Consider the following 11791-nt stretch of genomic DNA (forward strand, 5'->3'; position numbering starts at 1 on the left):
CTTGTTGTTGTGGACCCCGCGCGCGAGCAGCGCCTCCCGCCTCTCGACCAGCCTCCGCACGCCCTTGGCGGCATGCCTGCGGGCGACCCGGTCCGGGGCCTGGCCCTTGGCGAGGTCCTTCGGCCGCCCCGAGCACGTCAGGTAGTGCCACGCGGCCTCGACCAGCGCCTTCCTCAGGTGTTTGTTGCCCGCCTTGGTGATCGCGCCCCTGCGGTCGCTCTCCCCGCTGGAGTGCTCGGAGGGCGTCAGGCCGACCCATGCGGCGAACGACCGGGCGTTCCTGAACCTCGAGAACTCGCCGGCCTCGAACACGAGGTCGGCGGCCGTCGCGGTGTCGACGCCCTTGAGGCAGCGCAGGGAGTCGACCCTCCTCCTCCACCTGGGCTTGCGGGCCTCGGCCTCGACGAGCCCCTCGAGCCTCGCCTTCTCCTCCGCCGCCCGCCTGACCGCGTCGACGTAGTAGGCGAGCACGTCGTTGTCGGCCCCCTCCGCGAACCTAATCGACTCGATCCAGGACCAGTGCGCCCGGGTCCAGTTGCCCTTCCTGCGGCCGGTGGGCGTCCTCTCGTCGAAGACGAGCCCGTGCCTGAGCAGGAACTTGGAGAGCCGCTGCTTCGAGCGCGAGAGGTCGTCCCTCGCGTCCTCGAGCGCCCTGGTCAGGTCGCGGGCGGCCTCGCACTCGTCGTCGGGGACCCACACCTCGACCACGTTGCCGACCGACAGCATGCGGGCGAGGAACTCGGCGTCGTTGCGGTCGTTCTTCCTGCGCCTGTCCGCGCTGGGCTTGATCATCTTCGAGACGGCGCCGACCACGCAGTCGACCCCGAGGCCGGAGAGCCTCTTCTGCAGGTCGAACCCCGTGACCCCGGATTCGTACACGCACTTGGCCTTTGGGTCCACGGACCGCACCCACTCCGCGACTGCCCCGGCGTCGTAGCCGAAGGTCGCGCAGCGCACCTCCCCGGTCATGACGTCGAGGGAGACTGCCTTTATCGAGCGGGCGTGGACGTCGAGGCCGACGAAGGTGGTAGTATCGAGCATGGGAGCCCCTTCCATGAATGCGGCGTGGCCGCCGCGGCTGAATTAGACACTCACCATTGTCGGCCTAATCCGCGGTCTTTCATGCAGCAGGGGCTCTCAATGTTTTTATGTCCTGCTCATATCGTCTCTGCTGGCACTTGGGGACAGTCCTAGTCGTTGGGGATCTACCGACGCATTGGGGGTTTGCGCCTTCCATGCATGACAGCCGTCTCTTTTATGTTTCCTTTAGCCGTTGCTGCCTAGGATGGGGGTTAGTCGGCAGGAAGGGAGCGTCTATATGGACGACGCGAGCGAGCGTGCAATCGAAGAGGACATGCTCGATCAGTTCAATTACTTTGATGATGAGGACGAGGAGCTGATCGACCGTCGCGAGCCAGCGCCGCTTGATTCCTTTGATCTGGTCGATGAAGAGACTGATGAGGACGAGGTCGAATCAACGGAGCCCCCACAGTCTTTGCGCCTTAACTCGCTGCTTTCGAGAGCCCCCATGCACCACGGCGTTCGTGCCGGCGCGCTCCATATGAAAACTGACTGGCACCAGATCGTGACGGCAGGCGATGAGCTTGCCGTCGATGCGCCGCTCACCGATAAATCATCCATCATCTGCCGCACCGGCATGCTTATGCTGGCAAGCGGAACGGGTGCCTGGCGCGTGCGCGATACCATGAATCGTGTTGCCGCCGTACTCGGTGTCACCATCCACGTTGACTTAAGTCTCCTGTCGTTTGAGTGTACTTGCATCGAAGACGGTCACTGCTTTAATGAGGTTGTCAGCTTGCCCACAACGGGCGTCAATACCCATCGCATTTGGATGATGGAGAGTTTTCTCAAGGAAATCGAGACCTATGGTCGTCGCTTCACGGTGCACGAATACCACGAGATGCTCAAGACCGTTGAGAGTTCAAAACCCGATTACTCTCCCTGGCAACAGGGCCTTGCGGCAGCTTGTGCTTGCGGCGCCTTCGTCTTTTTGCTCGGCGGCGGCCCTATCGAGATGGCCTGCGCGTTTGTGGGCGCGGGTGTCGGCAACTTTGCCCGCTCCCATATTCTCAAGCAAGGCCTTGGTCAGTTCAGCGCGCTGACGACCGGCGTTGCGCTCGCTTGCGTTTCGTATCTGCTGGCATTGCTCGGCCTTGGCCAGGTCATACCGGGGGCAATGTCGCACCAAGAAGGCTATATCGGCGCCATGCTCTTTGTGATTCCCGGCTTTCCGCTCATTACGGCGGGCCTCGACATCGCCAAGCTCGACATGCGAAGCGGTATCGAGCGCCTTTCATATGCCGTATCGATTATTGTGATGGCGACGCTCGTAGGTTGGATGGTTGCCGAGTGTGTTGGCCTGGCGCCGGACGACTTTGCCCCACTGGGCCTTTCGCCGCTTGCCCTTACGCTCCTGCGCGTGGTGATGAGCTTCGTTGGCGTATTCGGCTTCTCGGTGATGTTCAACAGCCCGGTAAAGATGGCCGCGGCAGCTGGGTTGATCGGCGCCGTGTCCAATACCCTGCGTCTGACCCTTGTCGATGCGCCGACGATGATTCCCTTCCTGGGCCTCAGCACGGGAATGCCTCCCGAGGCAGCAGCGTTTATCGGCGCGCTGGTATCGGGTCTGCTGGCAAGCTTGGCCGAAGTCAAGCTCACCTACCCGCGCATCGCCCTCACGGTGCCTTCGATTGTCATTATGGTGCCCGGTCTGTATCTCTATCGCTCTATGTATTACATGTGCACCTTCGACACGGTCAACATGCTCGGCTGGTTTGTGCGCGCAGTGCTCATCGTGGCGTTTCTGCCCGTTGGCTTGGGCGTGGCGAGAACCCTCACCGACCCTCGCTGGCGCCATACCAGCTAATTGGTGCAAGGGGGACAGGTTACTTTGCACCAAATGAGTTGCGGTGAAATAGGGACTGAATTGTTGCTTAAAGGGTCAAAACAGTCCGTATTCCACCGCAACTTATGGGGTCGGGGGATTATAGGTGCCCTGCATCTTCATAAACTCAACGCTTACGAAGCGCGCGCCGTTCGTGTTAGGGTAGTTCCACCACATAAGTAGTCGCAGACGCACGTACCACGGGCGGGCGAGATGAAGTCCCAACAGCTCCATCTTGCCCGCCCGTTTTTGTTGCGTGGTGCCGCGGCGTAACACAGAAAGGACAATGCCCTTTATGCCTATCAACAAACGAGAGAGCCTGCTGTTCACCTTTATCATGTGCTTTTGCATGGTGCTCTGGATGAGCATCTACAACGTTGCCCTGCAGCATGGGGCCATCAACGGCGAGGTTGTTGCCGCCGCGTGGCTCGGCTTCCCCGTTGCCTACATTTTTGCCATGTGCTGCGACTGGTTTGTTGCCAGCCCCCTTGCCAAGGGTTTCGCCTTTAAATTCCTGGTCACGCCGGGCAAGAGTTCGCCGCTTGCCATGACGCTTGCCGTCAGCTCCTGCATGGTCGTTCCCATGGTCATCATCATGTCGCTGTACGGTGCCTGTGAGGGTCTGACGCACATGCCCGGCGGCATCCTTGCGAACCTGTATTCCGTGCCCGCGATCTGGATGATCAACATCCCGCATAATTTTGTGATGGCGCTGCCGTGGAACCTTTTGGTAGCCGGTCCGATTTCCCGCTTCGTCTTCCGTCGCGCCTTCCCTGTGGGGACGGTTTTCGAGGAGGAGCATGCCGAGCTCTTGGAGCAGGCTATGGCTCCTGAGTGCGAGTAGCTCGCTTAGGGATCTGCTGAGCGCGGGCGACTTGCTTGGTTGGAGCCCAAAGCGTGGATAGCTCTCTCGGCGACATCGCGGGCGTGAGCGGTGCGCATGACCGGAGGGCCCGTGCTGCTCCGTTGCCCGACGTGCTAGCGCGCAGAACAATCTGTTGGTGCATTCGGCGGCTGCTGAAGCGTTTCGGCAGCCGCTTTTTATACGGAGTTTAAATACAACAGTCTGTTGTATTACGTAGAGTGGTATATCTCTAGCGGGAAAAATGCGAGAGACGGAGCATTATGCGTTGCTAGTAGGACTGGACGTAGGGTCGACGACGACCAAAGTTTACGCGATGCACGAGGATATGACCGAGGCGTGGTGGGGATATCGCCGCCACGGGGCGTGTCAGACAGCGAGCGTGCGCGCCATGCTCGGCGAGCTCGCCGAGCGCTTTCCCCATGAGTCACTGCGCGTTGCGGTGACCGGCTCGGGTGCGCGCGATATCGCGACCGCGCTGGGCGCCTCGTACGTTCAGGAGGTGGTCGCCAACGCGCTCGCGATCAGCAGGTTCTATCCGCAGACGCGCTGCGCCATCGAGCTGGGCGGCCAAGACGCCAAGATGATCTTCTTCCGCACCAACGATAAGGGAGACATCGAGGTTGCCGACATGCGCATGAACGGCTCGTGCGCAGGCGGTACCGGTGCATTTATCGACGAGATGGCAAAGCTCATGGGGGTCGGCACCGAATCGGGCGAGTTCGAGCAGCTCGCAAGCCGGGGAACGACCGTCCACGAGGTCTCGGGCCGCTGCGGCGTGTACGCAAAGACCGATATCCAGCCGCTGCTCAACGAGGGCATTCCTACCACCGACCTGGCGCTTTCGGCGCTTCACGCGGTCGCCCGCCAAACGATCGGCGGTCTGGCCCAGGGTATCGACATCGAGCCGCCGGTAATCTTCGAGGGCGGTACGCTCGCCTACAACCCCACACTGGTCCGCGTGTTCCGGGAGCAACTGAATCTATCGGACGATCAGGTTATCGTCCCGCGCGATCCGCAGATCATGGTCGCGCGCGGTGCCGCCCTGTCGCTGACCGACATGTTCGCATCGTCCCAACCGATCGACCTTCCCGACGCTTTTGTCCGGCTGGATAAGCTCGAGACGGTCGCGCCCGCAAGCGGGGAGGGACGTCTTGCCCAGCCCTTTTTTGCCACACCTGCCGAGCAGGCGGATTTTACGGCACGCCATGGCAAAGAGACGCCGGCAAAGGGTCCGGATGCGTATGCGCCCGGAGAGACGGTGCGTGTGGCGCTCGGTATCGATTCGGGGAGCACGACGACCAAGTTCGCCCTGGTCGATGAGGCGGGTGAGCTTGTCGATTCGTTCTACGCGTCTAATAACGGCAGACCGCTCGACGTCGCCCAACAGGGTCTTGTCAGCTTGAAGAACCGCTGGGAGACAGCGGGAGTCACGCTTGCGATCGATGCCGTGGGCACCACGGGATACGGCGAGGAGCTTTTCGCGCGCGCGTTCCACGCCGACTACCATACGGTCGAGACGGTCGCGCACGCCCGCGCCGCGTGCGCATGCGTTCCCGATGCGACCTTCGTGCTCGACATCGGCGGACAGGATATGAAGGCCATCTGGCTCAACCACGGCGTGCTGACCGATATCGTCGTCAACGAGGCGTGCTCTGCGGGCTGCGGCTCGTTCCTCGAGGGTTTTGCCAAAAACCTCGGAATAGCCGTTGAGGATATCGCGACCGAGGCATTTTCGTCCAAAGCCCCCGCCGTTCTCGGCAGCCGCTGCACGGTGTTCATGAACAGCAGCGTCGTTTCCGAGCAGCGGCGCGGTAAGGGTCCGGGCGACATCATGGCCGGTCTCTGCCGTTCGATTATCGAGAACGTGTTCACCAAGGTCATTCGCGTTTCAAATCTCAACCGTCTGGGCGACAAAGTCGTCGTCCAGGGCGGCACGTTCCGAAACGACGCGGTGCTGCGCGCATTCGAGCAGTATCTGGGCAAACCCGTCACGCGTGCGCCCCACCCGGGGCTGATGGGCGCTATCGGTATCGCCCTGCTCGCGCGCGAGGAATGCCGCAAGGGCGACGCCGGCACGTCGTTTATCGGGCTCGATGCCGTGGAGCGCTTCGAGCATCGCGAGTTCGGCGGCGTTACCTGCCGTCGGTGCAACAACCGCTGCCAGCGCGCGGTCGTGGCATTTGGCGACGGCTCGCTTTACGTCACGGGCAATCGCTGCCCGCGCGGCGGCGCCATCTCATGGGATGAGCTCGTGCGCGAGGTTCCCGCGGCGGAGGAGCTGCGTCCGCAGGGTGCTTGCGAGGCACATGCACCCGGCACGGGGCGCGACCGGACCGCGGCTGCCCCCAATCTCTTTGTCGACCGCGAGAAGCTGCTGTTCGAGTCGTGCCCCACGGTTCCCGTCTGCGGGGGGCGCGATGTCACGATCGGCATTCCCCGTGTGCTCGAGTTCTGGGACACCATGCCGTTCTGGTCGACGTTCTTCAGCACGCTCGGCTTTAAGGTGCGCGTCTCGGGACGCAGCACCAAGGCGATGTACGAGCGCGGTCTGGCGCACGTCACATCCGACACCGTGTGCTTCCCGGCCAAGCTCGTCCACGGGCACATCCGCAATCTCGTCGACGCCGGCGTCGACCGCATCTTCATGCCCATCATCACGACGGTGCCCACCGAAAACACCGCCTCTACCAGCGAGTGGATGTGCGCCGTCGTAAAGGGATACCCCTACGTGATGCGCAATTCCGATAACCCGGAGGAGCGTTTCGGCGTTCCGTTCGATACGCCGCTGTTCCACTGGTACGACGAGGGCGACCGAAACCGCCAGCTCAAGGCGTGGTGCAAGGAGACCTTCGATATCGATGCCGACCTGGTTGCCAAGGCGACCGAGCAGGCGGACCGCGCGCAGCAGACGTTTGAGAACCAGCTGCAGCTGCGCGGCAGGCAGGTGCTCGAGAACGTGCGCGAGGACGGCGGCTACGCGGTGGTGATCGCTTCGCGCCCGTACCACAACGACCCGCTGGTCAACCACGGGCTGCCCAAGCTCTTCTCTGAGCGCGGCATCCCCGTGCTGACGCCCGATGCGGTGCCGGGGGTCTGCAACGTCGATCTTTCCAACAGCCGCATCGACATCGTGAACAACTACCATGCGCGCATGCTGTCGTGCGCGGTCATCGTCGCATCGACGCCCGAGCTCGAGCTCGTGCAGATGGGCAGCTTCGGCTGCGGCCACGATGCGTATCTCACCGACGAGATCGCGCGCATGATGGGCGAGATGGGCTCCAAGGTTCCGATGATGATCAAGCTCGATGAGAGCGACGTCGCCGGTCCCATGGGCATTCGCGTGCGTTCGTTTATCGAGTCGGTCAACCGTCGTCGCGCGGAGGAGCGTGCCGAGGGCGCCCGGGTGCACGCGGTCCATCCGCTCGACGACCCGTATAAGGTCAAGTACACCAAGCGCGACCGGCACGACAAGATCGCGCTGGTCCCCAACACCTCCCATGCGTTCTGCAGGCTCATGACCGCGGCGATGCGCAATCAGGGCGTGCGCGCCGAGGCCCTTGACATCGGGCGCGAGGATGCCATCCGCCTGGGCAAACGCTATGTGCACAACGACATCTGCTTCCCCGCGCAAATCGTGATCGGCGAGGCGCTCGCGGCACTCGAGAGCGGTAAGTACGACCCGCACGACGTCGCCGTGGTGACTGGCAAGTATATCGGCGACTGCCGCCTGACGCACTACATGCCCCTGCTGCGCCGCGCGCTCGACGACGCGGGATACGACTATGTCCCGGTGCTCACCAACGACGACGTCGATGCCCACAATGCGCATCCGGGCTTCAAGCTCGGCCTTGGCCCGAGCATCCAGATCGCCTACGGTCTTCCCATGATCGATGCCCTCGAGGCCATGCTTAGGCGCATCCGTCCCTACGAGCTCGAGAAGGGCGCGGCGGACGCTGCGTTCGACCGCGCGCTCGATGAGGTTATCGAGGGCATGGAGCGCTCCGGGCTGAGAGGCCAGGCGACGGGCTTCAAACGCGCGCTTGCGATCATGGACGCCGTTCCGTACGACCGCTCGAACCCGCATCCGACCGTTCTCATCGTGGGCGAGTACCTGCTCAATTTCCATCTCGGCGCCAACCACGAGATCGAGCGCTACCTCGAGGACAACGGGCTCGAGGTCATCGAGGCGCGCATGACCGACGTGATCCGCAAGACCTATTTCTACAAGCATGCGCAGTCGCGCGAGTTCCACGTCGACCTGTCGCTGCCCGAAAAGGCCTGGTACGCCACGGCGGACAACCTGTTCGAGCTCGCGCACGACCGTTGCGACCGCCTGGGCGCGGCGAGCCCGCTCTACGAGCCGCCGACGCGCATGCCCGAGCTCGTGCGCGCGAGCGATAAGATCCTGCACCATACGTTCGATGCGGGCGAGGGCGTGCTGATTCCGGCGGAGATCCTCGAGCACGCCAAGCGCGGCTGCCGCAACTTCGTGATCCTGCAGCCGTTCGGGTGTCTGCCCAACCATGTCGTGGGGCGCGGGCTCATCCATGCGCTCAAGGAGCAGTATCCCACGGCGCAGTTCCTGCCGCTCGACTACGATCCCGACGTGAGCTTCGCCAACGTGGAGAACCGTCTTCAGATGCTCATCATGAACGCCAAGGCGCAGGGGTGCGGTGAGGCGCATGGCGAGACCGCGTAAGGACGCCGATGCGCCCGATGCACGCACCCGTATCATCGAGGCGTTTTGGGAGCTCATCGAGAACAACAGCATCTTCGAGCTGTCGGTTGGCGAGGTGACCCGCGCCGCCCAGTGCAATCGCGGAACGTTTTACTACTATTTTCACGATTTCGATGAACTCGTCGCCATCGCCATAGCCCAGCTGCTGCAGGATAACGAGCTCATCACCGATGCCCTCTGGCATTTTTCGAGCGAGGGCGACCTTTCGGCGTTCGACCGGCGCGACGTCCGCTGCCTGCTGCGGCGCATCGTCATCACCATGAGGGCGGGTGCCGCCGAGCAGGTCGTGCAGGGCATCCATACGATCATCATCGACCGCGTGAGAGAGATCGTCCACCCCGACGGAGAAGAGCTCAAGGCAGATTCGAGCTTTGCGGTGGGCTTTCTGGTCTCGGGCATCATGGACTTTGTGATGGCGGTCGGCTTTGCCCGGGAGGGCGGCGAGGAGATAGACCTCGAGCAGCTGGGGGACAGCGCGTGCGCGTACCTGAGGGCGGTCGCCATGCAGACGGTGGAAACGGTCGCGCAAGTCGAGGGCGTCGATACATCCGAGCTGCTCGAACGCGTCTCCAAGGAGGCCGATGCCTATCGCGCATCGCGTGCGACGAGTCCCGACGTGGTGAAAGACGCCTAGGGTTTCTCTTGCGGGGCGCCTGTCGCGCATCGCGCGGTGAGTCCCGCGATGCGGTCATAACCTGCATTCATGTGAGCCGGGTTTATAGATATTCCTTCAGCTGTTAACATAGACAACCTGTGGGTAAAGAGACAAAAGCGCCGCCGACGGGCGGGCGTTTTGATTTCGATGAACTCATGTAAGGAAACGAGCATGTTAGATAGATTTACCGATCGAGCGCGCAAGGTCATGTCGATGGCCAAACAGGAGGCGCTCGATCTTCATTCAAATAAGGTGGGCACCGAGCACCTGCTGCTCGCGCTTGCCAAGGAGGACGAGGGCATTGCCGCCGAGGCACTGCGCTCGCTTGATATCTCCTACGACGACATCATGGACACCCTCAAGGAGGTCCAGACCACGGTTCCCGAGCCCAGTGAGGAGACCGAGGCGGCTAAGCTCGCCTTTACGCCGCTCGTCATTAGCGTTATGGAGCGTTCATTCCGCGTGGCGCGTGAGAATAACCAGACCTACGTGTCGACCGAGCACTTGCTGATCGGCATCGTCGAAGAGGGCAACGGCATGGCCATGGACATCCTCATGCGCCTGGGTGTGTCGTCCGCCTCTATCAAAAAGGCTATCGAGAAACTCACTGCCAAGGACCAGGACAAGAAGCGTCCGCTCGCCGGCGCCGGTGCCGGGCGTCCCGGTGCGGGCCTGCCGTTCTTTAGCGGCTCGGATGCCTCTCAGCAAAAGGGGAGCGGCACCGACACGCTCAAGCAGTTCGCCACCAACCTCACTCAAAAGGCGCGCGACGGCGAGCTCGATCCCGTGATTGGCCGCGAAAAGGAAGTCCAGCGCATGATGGAGATCCTTTCGCGCCGCACCAAGAACAACCCGCTTATCCTGGGCGACCCCGGCGTGGGCAAGACGGCCATCGTCGAGGGCCTGGCGCAGCAGATCGCTGCCGGCAACGTGCCCGAGAATCTCATGAACCAGAACATCTGGACGCTCGACCTGCCGGGCCTCGTTGCGGGCGCCAAGTATCGCGGTGAGTTTGAGGAGCGCCTCAAGAACGTGATCCAGGAGGCCACCGAGGCTGACGACGTCATCCTGTTTATTGACGAGATGCACACCATCATCGGTGCCGGTTCTGCCGAGGGCTCCATCGACGCGAGCTCCATGCTCAAGCCCGTGCTTGCACGCGGTGCCTTCCAGATTATTGGCGCCACCACGGCCGAGGAATTCCGCAAGTACCTCACCAAAGACCCAGCCTTCGAGCGTCGCTTCCAGACTATCGATGTCGAGGAGCCGAGCGTCGAGGACACCGTCAAGATCCTGACCGCGCTTAAGCCGCGCTACGAGGAGCACCACCATGTGCGCTACACGCAGGGCGCTATCGAGGCTGCCGCGAACCTTTCCAACCGCTACATCCAGGATCGCTTCCTGCCCGATAAGGCCATCGACCTCATCGACGAGGCCGGTGCCCGCGCTCGCATCGCCGCGAATCGTGCGCCCGAGCCGGTGCGCGAGGCCGAGCATCGCATAGAGGAGCTCAAGGCCGCCGCGCAGGAGGCCACCGAGAGCGACGACATGAACAAGGCCGCCGAGATCACCGAGCAGCAGAAGGCCGCCGAGATTGAGCTCGCCGAGGCCAAGGCCGCCTGGACCGCCGAGCTCGACGCCAGCCCGCTCACCATCGACGTGAGTCAGATTGCCGACATCGTGTCCGTGACCTCTGGCGTGCCGGTTTCCTCGCTCACCGAGAGCGAGAGCCGTCGCCTGCTGCAGACCGAAAGCGTGCTCAAGACCCGCATCATCGGTCAGGATGAGGCTGTCGAGGCAGTTGCCAAGGCCGTGCGCCGCAGCCGCTCGCCGCTCAAGGATCCGCGTCGCCCCGGCGGCAGCTTTATCTTCCTGGGTCCCACCGGCACGGGCAAGACCGAGCTCGCCAAGACGCTCGCCGAGTACCTCTTTGGCAACAAGGATGCGCTCATCAGCTTCGACATGTCCGAGTTCGGTAGCGAGTTCGAGGTCTCCAAGCTCATCGGTAGCCCTCCGGGTTACGTCGGTCACGACGAGGGTGGCCAGCTCACCAAGGCCGTTCGTCGCCATCCGTACTCGGTCGTGCTGTTCGACGAGATCGAGAAGGCGCACCCCGATATCTTCAACATCTTGCTGCAGGTGCTGGAGGAGGGTCGTCTGACCGATAGCCAGGGCAAGACGGTCGACTTCCGCAACACCGTGATCATCATGACGTCTAACGTGGGCGCCCGCGAGATTGCGCAGGATGCAAGCGTTGGCTTTGGCACCACCGGCGAGCAGGGCCTCACCTCGAGTGAGATCCGCGGCCGCGCGATGGGCGAGCTCAAGCGCCTGTTCCGCCCTGAGCTGCTCAACCGTATCGACGACATTGTGGTGTTCCAGAAGCTCTCGGGCGAGAATCTCACCAAGATCGCGCACCTGCTGGTGGACGATCTGCGTCAGCGTTTGATTGCCAACGGTATGAACATCAAGCTCACCGATGCGGCCTATGACAAGATCGTGGCCGAGGGTACCGACCTCACCAACGGTGCGCGTCCGCTGCGCCGTGCTATTCAAAAGCTCATCGAGGACCCGCTGTCCGAGGAGCTTCTGGCCGGCGAGTGGGGCGAGGGCGATACCGTCCTGTGC

General features: G+C 62.6%; 6 protein-coding genes. 5 read left to right on the plus strand and 1 reads right to left on the minus strand.

Annotation, left to right across the window (positions count from 1 at the left end):
* Positions 1-1041: IS110 family RNA-guided transposase (locus ABHR75_RS01745; protein ID WP_346963488.1), on the minus strand; the 1041-nt coding region annotated here is incomplete at its 3' end.
* Positions 1042-1318: 277 nt separating this feature from the next.
* Between ABHR75_RS01745 and ABHR75_RS01750 the strand changes: the two genes are divergently transcribed.
* From ABHR75_RS01750 to ABHR75_RS01770, 5 genes are all read left to right on the plus strand, one after another.
* The gene (locus tag ABHR75_RS01750) at positions 1319-2887 is read left to right on the plus strand and encodes a threonine/serine exporter family protein (RefSeq protein ID WP_346963489.1); all 1569 of its coding nucleotides are present in this window, start codon (positions 1319-1321) and stop codon (positions 2885-2887) included.
* Between the two features lie 313 nt (positions 2888-3200).
* Positions 3201-3749 (plus strand): DUF2798 domain-containing protein, encoded by a 549-nt coding sequence (locus tag ABHR75_RS01755; protein WP_117848029.1) that lies wholly within the window; start codon positions 3201-3203, stop codon positions 3747-3749.
* 262 nt (positions 3750-4011) lie between these two features.
* Positions 4012-8469 carry an acyl-CoA dehydratase activase gene (locus tag ABHR75_RS01760; RefSeq protein ID WP_346963490.1) on the plus strand — a complete coding sequence of 1486 codons (4458 nt, stop codon included), beginning with the start codon at positions 4012-4014 and terminating at the stop codon, positions 8467-8469.
* A complete protein-coding gene (locus tag ABHR75_RS01765; RefSeq protein ID WP_346963491.1) occupies positions 8453-9142 on the plus strand; it encodes a TetR/AcrR family transcriptional regulator in 690 nt (229 codons plus the stop codon). The genes ABHR75_RS01760 and ABHR75_RS01765 overlap by 17 nt, the downstream gene beginning before the upstream one ends.
* Before the next feature lie 192 nt (positions 9143-9334).
* Positions 9335-11791 (plus strand): ATP-dependent Clp protease ATP-binding subunit (locus tag ABHR75_RS01770; protein WP_346963492.1); only part of this gene is annotated, 2457 nt, incomplete at its 3' end.

It is taken from the genome of Collinsella aerofaciens (assembly GCF_039752955.1).
GTDB classification, from domain to species: domain Bacteria; phylum Actinomycetota; class Coriobacteriia; order Coriobacteriales; family Coriobacteriaceae; genus Collinsella; species Collinsella aerofaciens_BI.

Excerpts from the sequence above, each read along its gene's own strand:
- ABHR75_RS01750 (WP_346963489.1), top strand. The coding sequence starts at position 1,319 with ATGGACGACGCGAGCGAGCGTGCAATCGAAGAGGACATGCTCGATCAG.
- ABHR75_RS01755 (WP_117848029.1), top strand. The coding sequence starts at position 3,201 with ATGCCTATCAACAAACGAGAGAGCCTGCTGTTCACCTTTATCATGTGC.
- ABHR75_RS01760 (WP_346963490.1), top strand. The coding sequence starts at position 4,012 with ATGCGAGAGACGGAGCATTATGCGTTGCTAGTAGGACTGGACGTAGGG.
- ABHR75_RS01765 (WP_346963491.1), top strand. The coding sequence starts at position 8,453 with ATGGCGAGACCGCGTAAGGACGCCGATGCGCCCGATGCACGCACCCGT.